The following is a 19,074-nucleotide window of genomic DNA, read 5'->3' on the forward strand; positions in this document are numbered from 1 at the left end:
TAACGCCATCCGCCGCTGATCTCTAGTTCCGCGATTCCGGAACCGTGGCGGTGACGATCGGGTCGATGCCGGCGGGCGGCGCGTCTCCGATGCCGGCCCAAGCGACCATGCCGTTCCTGATCGACGCCAAATAACTTGCGATCGCCTGGAGCCAGCCCGTTTCGTATCTGTCGGGATAGTGCTGGCCGCGCACCTGGAATGCGGAGGCTAGCGCGACGGCGGCGCTTGCCTGCTCGACCGGCGCGTAGGACAGCGCGACATGGCCGTCGAGCGCCTGCTGCCGCGCGACGGGCACTGGAACGCTGGCGATCATCTCGACGGGAACGTCGAGCAGGCCGCCGAACGGCCAGGCCTGGCGCAGTTTTTCCACGCTCATCGAGGCGACGTTGACGTCGATGTCGAGCGGCGTGCCGGGAACGCGGTAGGGGCACTGGCGCTCATTGCAGTTCGCCTGCGCCGAGAACTGCCAGAGCGTGTAGGTCGGCCAATTGCCTTTCGGGAAATGCATGCCGATTTCCGGCTTGTAGCGGGCGTACCAGAGCGGCAGGCGCGACAGCAGCGGGTACTTTTCGCGGTTGTCGGCGATGTGCTGCGCCGTCGTGCCGTTGGTGTAGAGGATCGGGAAGCGCCCGACGCGGCGATGGACGTGGCGCGCGAATTCCTCGGCGTCCTCCAGCGACATCCATTTTTCCGGGTCGTTCTCCTCGATATCGAGCGCCAGGAGATCGTCCGGGCTGGGTTCGGCGAAATCGATAAAATTGTTTGCCTGGTCGATCGGGTTGCCGGGGCGAGCGAGATGGTAGGCGCCCCATTCGAGGCCGAGCGCACGGGCGACGGTCCGGCGGGTGTGGAACAGTTCGCGCGTCACCGCATGGCGCTTGAACAGCGCCTTGCAGAGCGCGATTTCCGTCTCGTTGCCCGAGCAGGCATAGGGCGGCGGCAGGCCGTCGGAGGCCTTGCTGATGAAGCCGGCGATGCGCTTGTCGGTGGCGAGTTTTTCCCAGTCGATCGAATTGTATTCGTAGGCGTCGATCACCAGCGCGCGGTCGCTCTTCTTCCACGGCTCGGAAAACTCCGACGCGAGTGCGGCCGGCGCAAATTGCGTCGCCATTGCCGCGCCTAGCGTCAGCGAGATCAGAGAATGGCGAACCGTCTTGCCGAACAAGGCGCAGAATCCCCGCGGGTGAACGGTCATTCTTGCCTGTCGTGGTTAATGAAATGCTGCTGGCGTGCCGTCCCGAGCTTTTATCTGCCTGGAATGAAGGTGAAAGGATCGGGCGCCGGCCTGTCGGGCAGGCTGCCTTCCGCCTCGCGCTTGCGGAAATGGGCGAGCGAGCATTTCGGCGAGCAGAGAATGCCGCGGTCGCTCCAATAGGCGGGACCGTTGTCGATATCGCCGTGATAACACCAGAAGCCGGTGGCGCCATAGGGCAGGCTGCATTCGATGCAGCGGCGGGTTTCGGGTCTTGCCAGCATTTTTTGCCTGTTGTTTGCAGCATTTTTAACGCCAGCAATTCGATGCGCAATACGCACGCCATTTTTTGACGTTTACGTCAAAAGGAACTAGCCCTTGCGACCGACAATTGGCTAGTGTGGACGCTACGGCGGATAGCGGCCGCCTGCGAGTTGTCGATTGGACGCATGATCTTTCCCGAAAAGTCTGCAACTTTTCGGGATCACGCTTGAGGAGGAGGGGCAGGAATGTATCGCGCGCCGGTCGAAGAAATCGCCTTCACGCTGAAGCACGTCGCCGGCCTGAAGCCGGCGCTGGACAATGGCGCGCTCGGCGATCTCACCGAAGACCTGGTCGACGCCATCCTTTCCGAGGCGGGGCGCTTCGCCTCGGAAGAAATCGCGCCGCTGGCAAAAATCGGCGACGAGAAAGGCGCGGTGCTGAAGGACGCGGCTGTGACGACGCCGGCCGGCTGGAAGGAGCTTTACCGGCGCTGGGTTGAGGGCGGCTGGAACGGCCTGTCGGCGCCGGAAGAATATGGCGGGCAGGCGCTGCCCATGATGCTCGGCGTCGCGGCGCTCGAAATGTGGAATTCCGGCTCGATGGCGTTCGCCATCGGCCCGACGCTGACGATCGGCGCGATCGAAGCCATCGAGAAGCACGCTTCCGAGGATCTGAAGCGGAAATATCTCGAAAAGCTGGTGTCGGGCGAGTGGATGGGCACAATGAATTTGACGGAGCCGCAGGCCGGATCCGATCTCGCAGCCTTGCGCACGCGGGCCGAGCCGGCCGGCGACGGCGCTTACCGCATCTTCGGCAGCAAGATCTTCATCACCTACGGCGAGCACGATTTCACCGACAATATCGTGCATCTGGTGCTGGCCCGGCTGCCGGATGCGCCGGCCGGCACGCGCGGCATTTCGCTGTTCCTGGTGCCGAAATTCATCCCGAACAAGGACGGCTCGCTTGGCCGGCGCAACGACGTGTTCTGCGCCAGCATAGAGCACAAGCTCGGCATCCACGGCTCGCCGACCTGCACGATGATTTATGGCGACGGCTTTGCCGAAGGGATGGCGCCCGGCGCGGTCGGCTGGCTGATCGGCGAGGAGAATCGCGGCCTCGCCTGCATGTTCACCATGATGAACAATGCGCGGTTGGCGGTCGGCATGCAGGGCGTGGCGGTTGCGGAAGCGGCATTCCAGAAGGCGCTGGCCTACGCCAATGAGCGACGGCAGGGAAAGGCCTCAAGCTATGCCGGCGAGGGCATGGCGCCGATCGTCCACCACCCCGACGTGCAGCGCAATCTCCTGACCATGAAGGCGCTGACGCAGGCTGCCCGCGCCATCGCCTATTGTTGCGCCCATGCGACCGACATGGCGCGCGGCAGCGAGGCGGGCGACAGGCCGCACTGGCAGGATCGGGCAAATCTGCTGACGCCGATCGCCAAGGCGTTCTCGACCGATATCGGCGTGGAGGTGGCTTCGCTCGGCGTGCAGGTGCATGGCGGCATGGGCTTCATCGAGGAGACGGGTGCTGCCGCACTCTATCGTGACGCGCGCATCGCGCCGATCTACGAAGGCACCAACGGCATTCAGGCGATCGACCTCGTGGTGCGCAAGCTCCCGCTCGGCGGCGGCGAGCATGTGTTCGGCTATATCGGCGAACTCGACGAGATCGCAAACGCGGTCGCGGCATCGAACCGCGACGGCTTCGGGCGAACCGCACTACTTCTTGAGCAGGCGCTCGACAGCCTGACCAGTGCGACGCGCCATCTCCAGAGCCGCCTTGCCGACGGAAGAACGGACGACGCGCTTGCGGGTGCCACGCCCTATCTCAGGTTGTTCGCGCTGACGGCGGGCGCCGCCTATCTCGCGCGCGGAGCCGTGGCCGGGAGCAGCGGGGAGCGGACGGCGCTCTGCCGCTTCTTCGCCGAGAACCTGCTTGGCGAGACCAAGGCTCTCAAGGACAGGGTGGTCGGCGGAGCCGAAAGCCTGGCCGCCGCCGCGAAAACACTGATCCATGGCTGACCGCCGCGAAAGGATTCACCGGCAATGAGCGAGCACATCATCATCGAGCGGCGGGGGGCGATCCAGATCATCCGGATGAACCGGCCGGACAAGAAGAACGCCATCACGCGGAAAATGTATGCCGAGATGGCGGGTGCACTTGCGGCGGGCGATGCCGATCCTGCGGTCCGTGTGCATGTGTTCTTCGGCGTGCCGGGCGCGTTTTCGTCGGGCAACGACCTGGCCGACTTCATGGCCGTCGCCATGGGCGGCGAGGGCGGCACGGAAGTCTGGGATTTTTTGCTCGCGCTGGCGACGGCGCAGAAGCCGGTCGTCTCCGGCGTCGACGGCATCGCCGTCGGCATAGGCACGACCATCAACCTGCATTGCGACCTGACCTTCGCAACGCCGCGCACCCTGTTCAGGACGCCTTTCGTCGATCTGGGGCTGGTGCCGGAAGCCGGGTCCAGCCTGCTGGCGCCGGCGGTGCTCGGCCGCCAGAACGCCTTCGCGCTGCTAGGCCTCGGCGAAGGATTTTCGGCCGAGCGGGCGAAGGACGCCGGGCTGATCTACGCGGTCGTCGAAGAAGACAAGCTAGAAGCCGATACGCTCGCCGCAGCCGCGGCGATAGCCGCCAAGCCGCCCGAGGCGCTGAAGATCGCCCGCGACCTGATGCGCGGCTCGCGCGAGGACGTCGTCGCCCGTATCAAGGAAGAAGGCGCGCACTTCCAGGAGCGGCTGAAATCCAACGAGGCCAAGACGGCTTTCGTCGCCTTCATGGAGCGAAAGAAGGCGGGATGAAATTCTGCTGCGGGGCATTGCGCCGGCGTCGCCAGACGCCGATATTGCAGGGGCTGCCGGCGGGGTAGCAATCCGATGTCGCTTCCGAGGGAGGCCAGACCGTGATGTCCACGACGCGCCGCAAGCTGACCACCATCTTCTCGGCTGACGTGCAGGGCTATTCCCGCCTGATGGCCGCCGACGAGGAGGGAACACTCGCCATCCTCAAGCGCTACCGGGACGCCATGGCGCGGCTGATCGAGGCCCATTCCGGCCGCGTCGTCAACACTTGGGGCGACGGGCTGATCGCCGAGTTCCCGAGCGTGGTGGAATCGGTGCGCGCCGCGGTCGACGTCCAGAACGAACTGGCCGAGTTCAACTCCGGCCTGCCTACTGACACGCGCATGCTGTTCCGGATCGGCATCAACCTCGGCGACGTGATCGTCGAAGGCGACGACTTCTATGGCGACGGCGTCAACATCGCCGCGCGCCTGCAGGCGTCGGCCGCGCCGGGCGGCATCGTGATCTCGAACACCGTCTATGATCAGGTCCGCAACAAGATGACGGTCGGCTTCGAGTTCCTGGGCGAACTTTCCGTCAAGAACATCGACGAGGCGGTGCCGAGCTACGCCGTCAGGATCGGCGGCACTCCCGCCGCCGAGCCGGAGCCGAAGGAGCCTCAGACCGAATGGGGACGGCAGCCGGTCCAGTCCGCGCCGCCGGCGCGCGGTTCCGTCGCCCCGAACCTCGCCAGAAGCCCGGCGATCAGCCGGAAAATGGCGCTTTTTGGCCTCGTCGCCGCCATCCCGCTAGTCGTCAATCTGCTTTCATGGGAAGGCGAGTTCTGGGCGCGATGGCCGCTTTTTGGGTTCGCCATGCTGGCCGGGCTGGTCTGGGCGCGAACCACCAAACGGATCGACCCGGTATTAGCGGCGCTGGGCGTCGTCGGGCTCGGGGTGACGACGGTCAATCTTTTTTCCTGGAGCGGGGAATTCTGGGCGGCGTGGCCGCTACTCGTCATATCGGTCGCGGCGGGCGTACGTTGGATCACCGGGCCGGGGCGCAGACGACAGGCGCGGTGAGTAACTCAACCTGCCTTTTAACCGCGATGCTAGCGTAACGGCTTTTGGTGGCTTGCCATCGTCTGCCATCTTGATGGCAGAGCTGGTGCGCTATATTTCTACCCTGAAAGGAGTTCGACATGGCGGAACCGCAGCTTTCAGTACGAAGCGCCAAGGCGCGTGATCTTGCGCACCGCCTTGCCCGACGGGAGAATCGTTCGATAGCCGACGTGGTCGAGCGTGCTCTCGAGTCATATGAGGTTCGGGAAGCAGGTCGCGAACCGGCGCGCTCCTTCTACGCGCGCCTGAGGGCAAGCAGTGCTACCGATATCGACCTCGAAGAGGTCATCAAAGAAGGACGGCAAGGGCATAAGGGCATCGATCTTTGATATTTCTGGATGCCAACGTGATCTCGGAGACGCTTAAGAATAAGCCTGACGAAGCGGTTATCGCTTGGCTAACGCACCACGATGCCGAGCTTGCGTTGCCCACGATAACGATCGGCGAGATCGCCTACGGCATACACAAGATCCGACCCGACGAACGTGCCGACCGCCTAGAGAAAGGCCTTTCAGATTGGCGGCGGCGGTTTGCCGACCGCATTTTCGGTCTCACGGAGGAAGCGGCCTTAGCCTATGGCGAAATCATGGGTGCCGCCAGACGTCGGGGCAGGGAAATGTCCGCGCCGGACGGGATGATCGCCGCTATCACGCGCGTGAACGGTGGACGCCTGGCCACCCGCAACCAGAGGCATTTCCAAACAGCGGGTCTTGAGCTGATCTCGCCTTGGGAATTCTGAACGCGCAACGGCAGCAGAGCCCCGTCGACCGCCCCTTACGGATAAAGCCGCGTCTTCTCCCATACGCCGGCGTCCGTGCGGCTGAACATGACGCGGTCGTGCAGGCGGAACGGGCGGTCGTGCCAGAATTCGATCGTCTCCGGAACGATGCGGAAGCCCGACCAGTAGGGCGGACGCGGGATCTCTCCGATCGCATAGCGGGCGGTGTACTCGGCGACCGCCTTTTCCAGCGCGAAGCGGCTTTCGAGCGGACGCGACTGTTTCGAGGCCCATGCGCCGATGCGGCTGCCGCGCGGGCGGGTCGCGTAATAGGCGTCGGCCTCTGCGTCGCTGACGATCTCGACAGGCCCGCGTACCCGCACCTGGCGGCGCAGCGATTTCCAGTGGAAGCACATCGCCGCTTTCATGGAGGCGAGGATCTCGCGGCCCTTGATGCTTTCGAGGTTGGTGTAGAAAACAAAACCCTGCTCGTCGAAACCCTTGAGCAGCACCATCCGGACATTGGGCATGCCGGTCTCGTCGACCGTCGCCAGCGCGACGCCGTTGGGGTCGTTCGGCTCGCTCTTCACCGCATCGTCGAGCCATTCGGCAAACAGCCTGAAAGGCTCCGCCGCCTCGGTGAAGTCACCGCTTGTTAACTCTGTCTGGCTCATAGTTTCAGCTCTGTTTGGGTTGGTCCGGGGAGATTGCCGATTGTCGCGCGCCGCGCAAGCGTTTGGAGGTCGATTTCCATATGCGCGGAAGCGACTGAGCCTGAATGCGGCGCTGCTCGCGGCCGCCATGCTGCCACTCTGCGCCTGCGCCTCCGGCGGCTTCAGCCTCGAAAAGGCCGAGGTCGACAAGACAATCCTGACTGGCGATATTTCCGAACGCGGAGCCCCGATCGCCGATCCGGAGCGCCTGTCCGACGAGGTGACGATCCGCAATGCGGTGTCGTCGGCCGACATCGAGGGGCTGGCCGGCGCGCCGCTGCCATGGGCCAATGCCGGCACAGGCTCGCGCGGCGCAATCACCGCGCTAGCAGAGCACCAGGAAGACGGCGCGCTTTGCCGCCGCTTCACCACTTCGCGCGAGAGCTTCGACGGCGTCGGCCTCTACCGGGGCGAGATCTGCATGGCCGCGCCCGGGGCTTGGCGCATGGAGGCATTCAAGGCCTTGTAGGGTCGCCGCGGACTGGAATTTCTTCCTACGCAAGCGCATATAGAACGCGCAATCTGAATTTTAGGCAGGAAGAATGCGCGATCCCTACGAAGTTTTGGGCGTTGCCAAGGACGCATCGGCCAAGGACATAAAATCGGCGTTCCGGAAGCTCGCCAAGAAGCACCATCCGGACCAGAATCCCGATCCGAAGTCGAAGGATCAGTTCGCCGCCGCGAGCCAGGCCTATGAGATTCTCGGCGACGAGAAGAATCGGGCGGCTTACGATCGCGGCGAGATCGACGCTTCGGGCAAGCCGCGGTTCCAGGGTTTCGAAGGCCATCCCGGCGGAGCGGACCCGTTCGCCGGGTTCCGGCGCCAGCAGCAGGGGCCGGGCCGGACCCGGTTCGAGTTCCGCACCGGAGGCCCCGGCGACGATCCCTTCGCCGGCGCCGACATTTTCAGCGAGATTTTCGGACAAGGCTTTTCGCAGGCGGGCCCAAGGCCTGGAATGGGTGGCGGGCCACGGCCCCATGCCGGCGCTGACCTAAACGCCACGCTGGACATCACCATTGAAGAGGCCGCGACCGCGGCCAAGGTCAACGCGATGTTTCCGGATGGGCGCAAGCTCGCCGTCAAGCTGCCGCGCTATGTCGAGGACGGTCAGACGATCCGCCTCAAGGGGCAGGGCGAGCAGGGTCTTGGCGGCCCGGGCGACGCGCTCGTGAAGATCCGCTTCCGCCGCCATCCGCGCTACCGCGTCGAAGGCCGCGACCTGCATGCCGACCTGCCCGTCTCGCTGGCCGATGCGGTGCTGGGCGCCAAGGTGCGGGTCGAGACGCCGACCGGCCGGCTGGCGCTCAACGTTCCCGCCTGGTCGAGCTCCGATAAGGTGCTTCGCCTCAAGGGCCGCGGGCTGCCTGAAAAGATCGGCGGCAACGCCGATCTCTACGCGCATGTCCGCATCATGCTGCCGCAGCATTACGATGCCGAATTGGAAGCGCTGATGAAGAAGCGGGAGTAAGCGCGCTTCGGGCATTGGGGCATGAATTTCGGCTTCTGGCTTTATCCAGAAGTTCGCCCGCAGAGACTCGGGGCAAACCCTGACCTCTTCCAGACATTCATCCGAGATGCCGGAAGGGCGATAGAGGGTGTGGAAACGGTTACAAGCTCAGCCTTGGCCAGATATGTCGCGACCCGACGGCCCGATGCCGTCGAGCACGAGACGGCGGAACATCACGTCGACCTGAGACGGTGTCAGCCTGGGCCTTCGCTCAAGCAACCACGTCAGCACCGCGTGGAACGCGGCGACTACAAACTGGATACGGAGGTCTTGAGGGACCGTGTCGTTTTCAGAGACGACTGACAGCTCCTTCTTCACAATCTCGGAAAGAACTCGGCGAATCTCGTTGACCGCAATCACGCTGCCGCGCCCGCCGAGAAGCGCCTTGTAAATGTGCCTGTATTCGCAGGCATGTTCGAACATGGCGAGGCTGAATCCCAGAGGTTCGTCCTGCACCCCCCGGGTCTTTGAGCCAGCGGTAGCCTGTGCCTCCGCCAACTCCGCGCGTAACATCTGAAAGCCGCTGCGCAGCAGATCTTCCTTGCCGGTGTAGTGGGAATAGAAGGTGGAGCGGCCGACATCGGCTTCGTCGATGATGTCCTGGACCGTGATGGCCTCGTAGCCTTTGCGCACAATGAGCGACATCAGCGCGCCGTGAAGCGCCTTTTGCGTACGTGCCGCGCGGCGATCCATTACCTGTACCATTGGTCCAACCCACAATTTCCGGACAGGCGCCGTCGATTGTCCAATAACGAACATCGCCGTTCCATCGTCCATTGAAGATGCCGAACACCATGTTCAATATCATACGAACAATTCGGTTGTATATCACGACCCAACGCAGGCGATGAGGTCCAAAGATGCAATCCGTGACACTCCCTCAATCGTGGCGAAATCTCCTTTTGAGCGTCCATGTGGCGGCAAGTGTCAGCGTGCTGGGCGCGGATCTGGTGTTGCTGGTGCTGGGGATAGCGAGCGTCGGCGGCGCTGACCCGGTGACCATCTACCCGGCCGCCAGCTTGATCGGCACGTGGCTGCTCGCGCCGCTTGCCCTGACCGCGCTTGCCACCGGCCTGACACTCGGCCTGCTGACGCCGTGGGGCCTGTTCACATACTGGTGGGTCGCGATCAAGCTCGCGATCGTGGCAGTCTTGACCGGCGCGGTGCTGTTCGTGCTCGTGCCTGCGCTTGGCGCAACGGCCGATGCGGTGACCGGGCCGACGCCTCGGCTGTTGAGCGCCGGCGAACGCCTGCCGCTCCTGATCGCGCCGGCGTCGGCGAGCACGCTGCTGCTGGTTGCCCTGGTTCTCGCGATCTTCAAACCCGGCTGGCGGATATCGTGGCGGCCTGTAGCCGGCGGTCGGCCAATATGACGTGGCGGCGGTCCACAACTTCGAACCGGGAGGCGTCAGGCCGCGATGGCGAACTCGCTTACCAAACCCCGCGCCCTGGATACCGCCTCCTGCTCGGCCTCGGCGCCCATCGCCACACCCTCGATGCGGATGACTTCCACATCCGTCATGCCCATGAAGGCCAGTATCGACTTCATGTAGGGGACGGCGTGGTCGAGCGCTGCCGCCGGACCTTCCGAATAGACGCCGCCTGAAGCGACGACCAAATAGACTTTCTTGTTCTTGACCAGTCCTTCCGGACCGCTCTCGGTATAGCGGAAGGTGAGGCCGGAACGCGTCACATGATCCAGCCAGGACTTCAGCGTCGAGGAAACGTTGAAGTTGATAATGCCTGTGGCGATCACGATGATGTCGGCGGCCAGGACCTCGCCGGCGGCGGCGTCGGAAACCGCAATCGCGTGCTCCTGCTCGGCCGTCCGGCGCTCGGCCGGCGTCGAAATGCCTGCGGCGAAGTGCTGGTTGATGTGGGGCAGCTCGTCCCGAGCCAGATCACGTCTTACCAGGACGCTATCCGGGTGCGCCCTCCGCAATCTCTCCGTCAGTTCCATGGCGAGAAGCGTCGAGTGGGAGGCATCGCCTCGTGGGCTTGAGGTGACAAGCAATATCGTCATGGCTTCATCCTTTCCATTGCTCCGGCAAATCCCAGCCGGTGCGTTGCATGGACATGAATTTGGCGATGGACATTCTTCGTGAAAATAGGGAAAATGTCGCTTGAGCTCATCGATAGAATGGATAAGCGATGGAAGCCAATCCGACGCTCGATCAGTTGCAGGTCTTTCTCGCAGTTGCGGAGGAAGGCGGTTTCTCTGCCGCGTCACGCAAACTGAACCGCGCGCAATCGGTCATCAGCTATACGATCACGAATTTGGAAGCGCAGCTTGACGTGCGGCTTTTCGAGCGGACGGGTACAAGACAACCGCGGCTGACGGATGCAGGCAGCGCGCTCCTGGAGGATGCACGCCGCATGGTCGCTGGTCTGCATCTGTTGCGGGCACGGGCCCGCAGCCTCGGCCAGGGGCTCGAGGGACAAGTGGCGGTTGCGGTCGACGCGCTGGTGCCGATGCCGGTCCTCACGGCGGTTCTGAAGGCGTTTCGAAGCGAATTTCCCGCAGTCAGCGTACGCCTCTATACCGGCGCTTTGGGAGCCGTCGCGGATCTGGTGCTGAAACGCGAGGTGGACGCCGGCATTGCGGGTGGGGCCGCAATGGGGCCTGCCGACCTCGTCGGACGCAAAATCGGACAGAAGCAGAATATCCCGGTAGCAGCCCCGGCGCATCCGCTGGCTCAGGCGCGCGAGCCGGTTCCCGCCCCGATTGTCCGCGAGCATTTCCAGATCGTGATCACGGATCTAACGGAGCACACCAGCGGCCAGGATTTCCACGTCCATGCCTTCAACACCTGGCGCGTGACCGACGTCGCTACGAAGCACGCATTGATTTTGGCTGGCCTGGGATGGGGCGGGCTGCCGGCATGGCTGGTCGAGGACGACATCCTGAACGGTCGCCTGATCGAACTGTCGCTGGAACCGTATCCGCGCGCCGACTACTCACTCTATGCCGTGCGCAGGTCCGACGCGCCTTACGGTCCAGCAACCTCTTGGCTGGTCGACCGTTTCGAGCATGAGCTCGAGAATTTCGGGCAGTGAGTATCTGAATTGCACCGCCGCAACGAGCGGGCGCGCGTCGATGGGCGCGGATAGACGCAGACGCCAGTCCGGATGAAAGCTTGAAGGCGCAATGGCGCTATGCGATAGGGCTGTCCAAGAATTTTTCGCATGGTGGAGAGCAGCATGGCGGGTGGACAGGGCCTCATGGCCGGCAAGCGCGGCCTCATCCTGGGCGTGGCCAACAACCGGTCGATCGCCTGGGGCATAGCCAAGGCCTGCGCCGACCAGGGCGCCGAACTCGCGCTGACCTATCAGGGCGACGCCTTCAAGAAGCGGGTCGAGCCGTTGGCCCAGGAGCTTGGCGCGCATGTCGTCGGCCATTGCGATGTGACCGACGCGGCGAGCCTCGACGCGGTCTTCGACAATGTCGCGAAGCTCTGGGGCAAGCTCGATTTCGTGGTCCACGCCATTGCCTTCTCCGACAAGGAGGAACTCGACGGGCGTTATGTCGAGACCACGCGCGCCAACTTCCTGCGCACCATGGACATCTCCGTCTATTCGTTCACCGACATCGCCAAGCGCGCCGAAGTGCTGATGACCGACGGCGGGTCGCTTTTGACGCTGACCTACTACGGCGCGGAAAAAGTCATGCCGCATTACAATGTCATGGGCGTCGCCAAGGCCGCACTTGAGGCGAGCGTGCGCTATCTCGCCGTCGATCTCGGCGGCAAGAACATCCGCGTCAACGCCATCTCGGCCGGGCCGATCAAGACGCTGGCCGCGTCAGGCATCGGCGATTTCCGCTACATTTTGCGCTGGAATGAATACAACTCGCCGCTGAAGCGCACGGTCACGCCCGAGGAAGTCGGCGATTCAGGGCTCTATTTCCTGTCCGACCTGTCGCGCGCCGTCACCGGCGAGATCCACCACGTCGATTCCGGCTATCATGTCGTCGGCATGAAGGCGGTCGACGCGCCGGACATCTCCACCGTCAAGGAATGATTTCCGGGCCCGCCGGGCTCCTTCGCCGTCCAGAAGTCACATCCCAGGTAGCCCCCGCCGCGATGTCCCCGCTTGTCTATTTCATACGCCACGGCCAGACGGACTGGAACATAGAAGGGCGGCTGCAGGGGCAGGCCGACACCGACATCACCGAACGCGGGCGCTGGCAGGCCGACCGCAACGGCCGCAAGCTGGCCGAACTGATCGGCAGGGCGGAGGGGTTCGACTTCGTCGCCAGCCCGATGCGCCGCACCCGCGAGACCATGGAGCGCGTCCGCGCCGCCATGGGACTGCCGCCGGAAGACTACCGCACCGATGCGCGGCTGGTCGAGGTGCATTTCGGCGACTGGCAGGGGCACACATTCGTCGAACTCGAGGCGAGGCGGCCGGGGTCGACCGCGGCGCGGTCCAAGGACAAATGGGGCTTCGTGCCGCCCGGCGCTCAAGGCGAAAGCTACCAGATGCTGCTGGAGCGCGTGCGGCCGTGGTTCGAGGCGCTGGAACGCCCGACGGTCTGCGTGGCGCATGGCGGCGTCATCCGCACGGTGTTCAGGATGGTGGAGGACATGCCGCCGCGGCAGGCCGCCAGGCTCGAAGTTCCCCAGGACAAGGTGCTGAGGCTGGCGGACGGACAGCTCGACTGGCTTTGAAGGGCTACTCCGACAGTTCCATGTCGGTGATGAGGTTTTCGCCGCTGACCTCGTCATAGGCGAGCAGAACGTCCATGCCTTCCTTGAGCGCCGCGACGTCGAATTCGCCCGGCAGCTTGTAGGATTTTCCGTCGTCCAGCGTGATCGTCAGGCTTTCGGTGTCGATAGCCTGGATCTTGCCCTCGGCCTCGGCGGCGAAGGCGGCGGTGGAAATCATCAGGGAGGCGGCAATAAAGCCAATCAGGGTACGCATTCTCGTCCTCGTTTTTCTTGCGCTTCGCATCTTCAGCGCGCGAAGGCGGGGGCGGGTTTGAAGAGAGCAGCATCAACGAGAATATGTCAAAACTAAAACCGCTCCGATCACGGTTTGACCACGCAAAAAACGTAGCTGGAGCGCTGCGCATCCGTCCCGGACGCGCAAGGTGCTCCAGCCCTTCTACGTGCGCGTGATCCTGTCCGAAAAATGATTCCACTTTTTCGGGGTCATGCGTTAGAACGCAGGCGTGAAAACCGGCCCGCCGCCGGCGAGGCTATTTTGCGATGTCGCACAACACTTTCGGCCACCTGTTTCGTGTAACCACCTGGGGCGAGAGCCACGGTCCGGCCCTCGGCTGCGTGGTCGACGGCTGCCCGCCTGGCATCCGTTTTAACCTCGCCGACATCCAGGGCGAACTGGATCGGCGCAAGCCCGGGCAGTCACGCTTCGTCACCCAGCGCCGCGAGCCGGACGAGGTGAAGGTGCTGTCGGGCTTCGTCATGGATACGGACGGCGAGACGATGATCTCGACCGGCACGCCGATCTCGATGCTGATCGAGAACGTCGACCAGCGCTCCAAAGATTACGGCGAGATCGCCAGGCAGTACCGGCCCGGCCACGCCGACTACACCTACGACGCCAAATACGGCATCCGCGACCATCGCGGCGGCGGCCGCTCCTCGGCGCGCGAAACAGCGGCCCGCGTCGCCGCCGGAGCGATCGCGCGAAAGATCGTGCCGGGCATGACGGTCCGCGGCGCGCTGGTTTCGATGGGCGTCAAGGAGATCGACCGCTCGCGCTGGAACTGGAATTTCGTCCGCGACCCCGAAAATCCGTTCTTCACGCCCGACCCGGATTCGGTGAAGGTCTTTGCCGATTATCTCGACGGCATCCGCAAGGCCGGTTCCTCGGTCGGCGCGGTGATCGAGATCGTCGCCGAAGGCGTTCCCGCCGGGCTCGGCGCACCGGTCTACGGCAAGCTCGACCAGGACATCGCGTCGAACCTGATGTCGGTCAATGCAGTCAAGGGTGTCGAGATCGGCGACGGCTTCGCGGCCGCCCGCATCACCGGCGAGGAGAACGCCGACGAGATGCGCATGGGCAATGACGGCAAGCCGGTGTTCCTGTCCAATCATGCCGGCGGCATTCTGGGCGGCATCTCGAGCGGCCAGCCGATCGTCGCGCGCTTCGCGGTCAAGCCGACTTCCTCGATCCTCACCCCGCGCAAATCGATCGACACCGAAGGCAACGACGTCGAAATCGTCACCAAGGGCCGGCACGACCCCTGCGTCGGCATCCGCGCAGTGCCGATCGGCGAAGCGATGGTTGCCTGCGCCATCGCTGATCATTATCTGCGGCATCGGGGACAGACGGGAAATGAGTGAGTAGCGAATAGCGAGTAGTGATTTCCATACTCACTACTCACTCAAAAGCGAGCGAAGCGAGCATCATGCCTTACGACCAGAAGAAAATCGTCGAAGCCCTGCGGGCGTTCGAGCGCGGTGAGATCGTCGTTGTCATGGATGATGACGGCCGCGAGAACGAAGGCGATCTGATCGTCGCGGCGGTGCATTGCACGCCCGAGAAGATGGCCTTCATTGTGCGCCACACCTCGGGTATCGTCTGCGCGCCGATGACGCGCGAGGATGCGCGGCGGCTGAACCTCTCGCCGATGGTCGCCGACAATGATTCGGCCCACACCACCGCCTTCACTGTGAGCGTCGATTTCAAGCACGGCACCACCACCGGCATTTCGGCCGACGACCGCACTCTGACCGTGCGCAACCTTGCCAATGGCAATGTCGGGGCGTCCGATTTCGTGCGTCCCGGCCATATCTTTCCGCTGATCGCGCGCGAGGGCGGGGTGCTGATGCGCTCGGGCCATACCGAGGCCGCCGTCGACCTCTGCAAGCTCGCCGGCCTGCCGCTGGTCGGCGTGATCTCCGAACTGGTCAATGACGACGGCACGGTGATGCGCGGACCGCAGGTTTCGGCCTTTGCCGAACAGCATGGGCTGAAGCAGGTCTCGGTGGCCGATCTGATCGCCTATCGCCAGCGCCAGGAGACGCTGGTGCAGCGCGTCGAATGCTCTGACATCGACACGCCCGGCGGCAAGGCCAAGGCCTACACCTACATGCTGCCCTGGGACATGATGCACCATCTTGCGATCGTTTACGGCGATATTCGCGACGGAGAGGAAGTGCCGGTGCGGCTGCATTCGGAAGATGTGGTCACCGACGTCTTCGGAACGGGCATGACGCTCCACGAGATCATGAAGTCGATGGGCGAACGCAAGCGCGGCGTCATCGTCTATCTGCGCGAAGGCTCGGTCGGCGTCGCCCACCAGCAGCGGGCGCGGCCGCTGCCCGGCGAACGCGAGGACCATGAAGAGGCGCGGCGGCGCGAAAGCGAGTGGCGCGAAATCGGCCTCGGCGCGCAGATCCTCAAGGATCTCGGCATTTCGTCCATCAACCTGATCGCCTCGCGCGAGCGCCACTATGTCGGCCTCGAGGGGTTCGGGATCAGGATCGCGAAGACGGAAATTCTTTAGAAAGGCTGAGGGCTCCGATCGGTTCGACCGGAGCCCTCAACGAGACCGAGTTACTCGGCCGGCTGCGGCAAGGGAGCGGGCGAGGGGGCCCTGTAGCGCTCGCCGGCGAGCGTCTTCTGGCCCAAAAGCACGGTCAGCAGGGACACTGTTCCAGCCGCGACCGAGACCCAGAAGCCGTTCTGCGCGCCGAAATTGTCGACCACCCAGCCCGTTGCGAACGCTCCGAGCGCCATGCCGATGCCGATGCCGGTCATCACCCAGGTGATGCCCTCGGTCAGCATCGCTTCCGGAACCCGGCGCTCGATCAGGCCGAAGGCGGTGATGAAGGTCGGCGAGATCGCTACGCCGCTGACGAAGACGGCGAGCGCCAGCAGCGGCACCGTATTGGCGACCAGCAGCGGCAAGGTCGTCAGCGCGATGATGCCGACCGCGATGGCGAGTTGGCGCTGTAGCGGCATCGTCAGGTTCAGCGCGCCGACGATCAGCCCGACGACGAACGAGCCGACGGCATAGACGCCGATGACGAGGCTGGCCGCGCCCGGCTGACCGAGTTCCTTGGTGATCGCCACCGCGCTGACTTCCGCGGTCGCGAAGATCGCGCCGACGAAGATCAGGGCGAAGGTTATGATCTGCACGGGCCGCTGCCGGATCGCCGAGCCATGGCTGACGCCATGTTCCAACTGCCTCACGCGGGGCTCCGTCGCGCGCTGCGCGATGAATGCCGCCGAGCCGAGTGCGAGTGCCAGGGTGCTGGCCAGCATTCCCGCTTCAGGGAACAGCGCGACGCTGAGGCCCACCGACAGGGACGCTCCGGCGATATAGACAAGCTCGTCCGCCGCCGATTCGAAGGCGAAGGCCGTGTTGAGTTCGGGGCGGTCGCGGAAAATCTCGGACCAGCGGGCCCGCACCATGGCCGGAATGCTTGGCATCGCCGCGGCAAGAAATGCCGACACGAACAGCGTCCAGATCGGCCAGTCCTGATTGGCCGCGGCGATCAATACCGCAAAGGCCAATACCGAAATTACGGTCGATGGTACGACGACCCTGGTCTGGCCGAGGCGATCGACGAACCGCGAGATCTGCGGTGCGACGATCGCGTTGGTCAGCGCATAAGTTGCGGACACGGCGCCCGCCAACCAGTACTCGCCATAAGTTTGCGACAGCATGGCGACGATGCCGATCGGGGCCATGGCCATCGGCATGCGAGCGACGAAGCCGGCCGACGCGAAGCCCTTTGTTCCGGGAGCCTTGAATATTTCGCTGTAGGGATTAGCCATGATGGCCTCCTCGATTGAATGGAGCGCCACTCACATACGTGGCGTATGTCAATTGAGATAATTGCATACGCTGCGTATGTCAACTATTATACGTGGCGTATGTGAAAGGAAAGTGGAAAATGGCTCACAAGCCGCGCAAGGAAATGATCGCCGAAACCCGCGCCAAGCTGGTGAGCGCGGCTCGCCAGGCGTTTGGAGCGGTCGGCTACGCCGAGGCGTCGATGGACGACTTCACCGCCGCTGCAGGGCTTACGCGCGGCGCGCTTTACCATCATTTCGGCGACAAGAAGGGGCTGCTCGAAGCCGTCATCGCCGAGATCGACGCCGAGATGAACGAACGGCTGTGCGCCGTTTCGGCCAAGGCGCTCAACCGCTGGCAGGGTTTCGTCGACGAGTCGGTGACTTATATCGAGATGGCGGCTCGAGCCCGAGATCCAGCGCATCATGCTGCGCGACGGCCCGGCCGTGCTCGGCGATCCCTCGCAATGGCCCAACGCCAACGCCTGTATCTCGTCCATGACGAGGAACCTGACCCAACTCAAGGAGGAAGGCCGCATCGGCGATATCGATCCGGAAGCGGCCGCCCGCCTGGTCAGCGGCGCTTCGCTCTATGCGGCGCAGTGGATCGCCAATGCCGAGAACCCGGCGGCCACCTCGAAAAAAGCAGTGAAGGCGTTCAAGACGCTGCTCAACGGACTGCTCGTGGAGAATAAGTAGGCCCGGAGCAATCATCCTCTCGCCAGTATCCGCCTCATCTCCTCAACCGCCGCGTCGCGCTGCGGGTCGTTGCCAGCGGCATAGGGCAAGCTGAACGGGACCGGCAAATCGGGCTCGACGCCGCTGCCTTCCAGACGCGTATTCTCTTCGAGCACGGCATCCGATACCGCGATTTCGAGCAGGCTGTCGTCCGGCAGCAGATAGGCGCGGCCGGCAAGCAGCGCGCCCGCGGTGCGCTGGCCGACCAGCGGGATGCCGTTCACCTTCAGCGCGTAGGCGAAGACTTCCAGGCCGCTTCTCGAACCCTCGTCGATGATGGCGACGACCGGCCGCCGCCAGCGGACATTGGCAAGCACGTCCTCGCCCTTGCGCGGGATCAGACGGAAGGGCGGCGTGTCGCCGACGAAGAGTTCAGCCGCATCGGAGCTGCCGCCGCCCCAGCGCCCGCGCAAATCCAGCACCAGCCCGTCGGCATCCTTGAGCTTGCCTTCGGCGAGCGCCTCGGCGACCTCGCCCATCGAGTTGCGCGCGGCGAGCGTCCAGAGCCGGACATAGCCGATCTTGCGGCCGTCATGCGTCGTCACCGCCGCACTTTCCTCGATCGCCTTCTCGAAAGTGGACAGCGGCTTCAACCTCTCGACCGTGGCCTTGACGGTGATCGGCTCCGCCCCGGCCTGCCGCCGCAGCTTTATTTCGACCGGCTTGCCAACCTTGCCGCTGAAGGATTCGATCTCGTGATAGGGTTTGCCGTCCACCGACAGAACCTCGTCGCCGACGAGGATGCCGGCGCGGTCGGCCGGCGAGCCGTCATAGACATCGCTGACGAAACGGACGCCGTTCTGCGGCCGCGCGATCATGCCGACGCCGGGATAGCTGACCTCGCCTTCGGGCGGAAACAGCCGGCGCATGTCGTTGCGGATGGCATAGCGGAAAATGTCGGCCAATTCGAAATAGTCGATCGTGTCGGGCTGGAAACGTCCCACATGGGAAGCATCGAGGCTGGCCAGCACAGCGTCGATCGCTTCGTCGACGCGGTCCGGCGAGCTTGCCTTGGCCACGGGAGATTGCGGATCCTCGATCTCGCGCCGCACTGCCGCCGCGAAGCGGTCGATCGCCGATTCGTCATGGAAATTGTCGGTCACGAGTTCCACGGCGCGATCGAACACCGGATGCCCGGAGCGCGGCGGATCGGCGGCGGGTGCCTCCACGATCGCAAGAAAAAGCAGCGGCGCCGCCGCGAGAAAGCTGGTTCTTTTCATCTGGCTGGTCCGCATCCGTTTCGCTTCATCGTGATTATCGGCCCA

Annotated in this window: 21 protein-coding genes and 1 pseudogene; 14 read left to right on the forward strand and 8 right to left on the reverse strand. The window is 64.0% G+C overall.

All coding sequences use genetic code 11. The annotated features are described in order from the left end of the window. Positions 1 to 22 precede the first annotated feature (22 nt). Both ACG873_RS05090 and ACG873_RS05095 read right to left on the reverse strand, forming a co-directional pair. Positions 23 to 1,195 carry a glycoside hydrolase family 25 protein gene (locus ACG873_RS05090; RefSeq protein ID WP_394890734.1) on the reverse strand — a complete coding sequence of 391 codons (1,173 nt, stop codon included), beginning with the start codon at positions 1,193 to 1,195 and terminating at the stop codon, positions 23 to 25. A gap of 50 nt (positions 1,196 to 1,245) precedes the next feature. Next, on the reverse strand, positions 1,246 to 1,476 hold the full coding sequence (locus ACG873_RS05095; RefSeq protein ID WP_394890735.1) for a hypothetical protein: 231 nt from the start codon (positions 1,474 to 1,476) through the stop codon (positions 1,246 to 1,248). Between the two features lie 225 nt (positions 1,477 to 1,701). Between ACG873_RS05095 and ACG873_RS05100 the strand changes: the two genes are divergently transcribed. The 5 genes from ACG873_RS05100 (at position 1,702) to ACG873_RS05120 (ending at position 6,099) form a co-directional block, all read left to right on the forward strand. Next, the gene (locus tag ACG873_RS05100) at positions 1,702 to 3,480 is read left to right on the forward strand and encodes an acyl-CoA dehydrogenase (RefSeq protein ID WP_394890736.1); all 1,779 of its coding nucleotides are present in this window, start codon (positions 1,702 to 1,704) and stop codon (positions 3,478 to 3,480) included. Positions 3,481 to 3,504: 24 nt separating this feature from the next. Then, a complete protein-coding gene (locus ACG873_RS05105) occupies positions 3,505 to 4,260 on the forward strand; it encodes a crotonase/enoyl-CoA hydratase family protein (protein WP_394890737.1) in 756 nt (251 codons plus the stop codon). Positions 4,261 to 4,364: 104 nt separating this feature from the next. Next, on the forward strand, positions 4,365 to 5,321 hold the full coding sequence (locus ACG873_RS05110) for an adenylate/guanylate cyclase domain-containing protein (protein WP_394890738.1): 957 nt from the start codon (positions 4,365 to 4,367) through the stop codon (positions 5,319 to 5,321). 119 nt (positions 5,322 to 5,440) lie between these two features. Beyond that, positions 5,441 to 5,689 (forward strand): type II toxin-antitoxin system VapB family antitoxin, encoded by a 249-nt coding sequence (locus ACG873_RS05115; protein WP_394890739.1) that lies wholly within the window; start codon positions 5,441 to 5,443, stop codon positions 5,687 to 5,689. After that, entirely contained in the window at positions 5,686 to 6,099 is a 414-nt protein-coding gene (locus ACG873_RS05120; RefSeq protein ID WP_394890740.1) for a type II toxin-antitoxin system VapC family toxin, read from the forward strand. Before ACG873_RS05115 ends, ACG873_RS05120 begins: the two co-directional genes overlap by 4 nt. Before the next feature lie 35 nt (positions 6,100 to 6,134). Here ACG873_RS05120 and pdxH read toward each other — a convergent pair whose 3' ends face one another. Continuing rightward, positions 6,135 to 6,752: a pyridoxamine 5'-phosphate oxidase gene (pdxH, locus tag ACG873_RS05125; RefSeq protein WP_394890741.1), complete on the reverse strand. Its 618-nt coding sequence runs from the start codon at positions 6,750 to 6,752 to the stop codon at positions 6,135 to 6,137. A 40-nt stretch (positions 6,753 to 6,792) separates the two neighbouring features. On the opposite strand from pdxH, the gene ACG873_RS05130 reads away from it, so the two are divergent. Continuing rightward, positions 6,793 to 7,260: an RT0821/Lpp0805 family surface protein gene (locus ACG873_RS05130; protein WP_394890742.1), complete on the forward strand. Its 468-nt coding sequence runs from the start codon at positions 6,793 to 6,795 to the stop codon at positions 7,258 to 7,260. A 73-nt stretch (positions 7,261 to 7,333) separates the two neighbouring features. Beyond that, positions 7,334 to 8,260, forward strand: a complete 927-nt coding sequence (locus tag ACG873_RS05135; RefSeq protein ID WP_394890743.1) for a DnaJ C-terminal domain-containing protein — start codon at positions 7,334 to 7,336, stop codon at positions 8,258 to 8,260. A gap of 147 nt (positions 8,261 to 8,407) precedes the next feature. Here the strand turns inward: ACG873_RS05135 and ACG873_RS05140 are convergent, their stop codons facing one another. Further along, positions 8,408 to 9,004: a TetR/AcrR family transcriptional regulator gene (locus ACG873_RS05140; protein WP_394890744.1), complete on the reverse strand. Its 597-nt coding sequence runs from the start codon at positions 9,002 to 9,004 to the stop codon at positions 8,408 to 8,410. A 197-nt stretch (positions 9,005 to 9,201) separates the two neighbouring features. Between ACG873_RS05140 and ACG873_RS05145 the strand changes: the two genes are divergently transcribed. Beyond that, positions 9,202 to 9,672, forward strand: coding sequence for a hypothetical protein (locus ACG873_RS05145; RefSeq protein WP_394890745.1), 471 nt, complete (start codon positions 9,202 to 9,204; stop codon positions 9,670 to 9,672). Positions 9,673 to 9,707: 35 nt separating this feature from the next. On the opposite strand, the gene ACG873_RS05150 is transcribed toward ACG873_RS05145, so the two are convergent. Then, the gene (locus ACG873_RS05150; RefSeq protein WP_394890746.1) at positions 9,708 to 10,322 is read right to left on the reverse strand and encodes an FMN-dependent NADH-azoreductase; all 615 of its coding nucleotides are present in this window, start codon (positions 10,320 to 10,322) and stop codon (positions 9,708 to 9,710) included. A 128-nt stretch (positions 10,323 to 10,450) separates the two neighbouring features. On the opposite strand from ACG873_RS05150, the gene ACG873_RS05155 reads away from it, so the two are divergent. From ACG873_RS05155 to ACG873_RS05165, 3 genes are all read left to right on the forward strand, one after another. After that, positions 10,451 to 11,356, forward strand: coding sequence for a LysR family transcriptional regulator (locus ACG873_RS05155; RefSeq protein ID WP_394890747.1), 906 nt, complete (start codon positions 10,451 to 10,453; stop codon positions 11,354 to 11,356). 144 nt (positions 11,357 to 11,500) lie between these two features. Beyond that, positions 11,501 to 12,319 (forward strand): enoyl-ACP reductase FabI, encoded by an 819-nt coding sequence (gene fabI, locus ACG873_RS05160; RefSeq protein WP_394890748.1) that lies wholly within the window; start codon positions 11,501 to 11,503, stop codon positions 12,317 to 12,319. A 62-nt stretch (positions 12,320 to 12,381) separates the two neighbouring features. Beyond that, positions 12,382 to 12,969 carry a histidine phosphatase family protein gene (locus ACG873_RS05165; RefSeq protein ID WP_394890749.1) on the forward strand — a complete coding sequence of 196 codons (588 nt, stop codon included), beginning with the start codon at positions 12,382 to 12,384 and terminating at the stop codon, positions 12,967 to 12,969. A 4-nt stretch (positions 12,970 to 12,973) separates the two neighbouring features. Here the strand turns inward: ACG873_RS05165 and ACG873_RS05170 are convergent, their stop codons facing one another. Further along, positions 12,974 to 13,222, reverse strand: a complete 249-nt coding sequence (locus ACG873_RS05170) for a DUF1344 domain-containing protein (RefSeq protein WP_394890750.1) — start codon at positions 13,220 to 13,222, stop codon at positions 12,974 to 12,976. Positions 13,223 to 13,509: 287 nt separating this feature from the next. On the opposite strand from ACG873_RS05170, the gene aroC reads away from it, so the two are divergent. Beyond that, positions 13,510 to 14,610 (forward strand): chorismate synthase, encoded by a 1,101-nt coding sequence (gene aroC / locus ACG873_RS05175; protein ID WP_394890751.1) that lies wholly within the window; start codon positions 13,510 to 13,512, stop codon positions 14,608 to 14,610. Between the two features lie 65 nt (positions 14,611 to 14,675). Then, entirely contained in the window at positions 14,676 to 15,776 is a 1,101-nt protein-coding gene (gene ribB / locus ACG873_RS05180; protein WP_394890752.1) for a 3,4-dihydroxy-2-butanone-4-phosphate synthase, read from the forward strand. A gap of 50 nt (positions 15,777 to 15,826) precedes the next feature. Here the strand turns inward: ribB and ACG873_RS05185 are convergent, their stop codons facing one another. Further along, positions 15,827 to 17,053: an MFS transporter gene (locus ACG873_RS05185; protein WP_394890753.1), complete on the reverse strand. Its 1,227-nt coding sequence runs from the start codon at positions 17,051 to 17,053 to the stop codon at positions 15,827 to 15,829. 119 nt (positions 17,054 to 17,172) lie between these two features. Between ACG873_RS05185 and ACG873_RS05190 the strand changes: the two are divergent. After that, positions 17,173 to 17,770, forward strand: a pseudogene (locus ACG873_RS05190) (TetR/AcrR family transcriptional regulator). A gap of 11 nt (positions 17,771 to 17,781) precedes the next feature. Here ACG873_RS05190 and ACG873_RS05195 read toward each other — a convergent pair. Continuing rightward, positions 17,782 to 19,029, reverse strand: a complete 1,248-nt coding sequence (locus ACG873_RS05195) for a S41 family peptidase (RefSeq protein ID WP_394890754.1) — start codon at positions 19,027 to 19,029, stop codon at positions 17,782 to 17,784. Positions 19,030 to 19,074: the final 45 nt, after the last annotated feature.

The organism is Allomesorhizobium aridi (assembly GCF_043769475.1).
Classification (GTDB): domain Bacteria; phylum Pseudomonadota; class Alphaproteobacteria; order Rhizobiales; family Rhizobiaceae; genus Allomesorhizobium.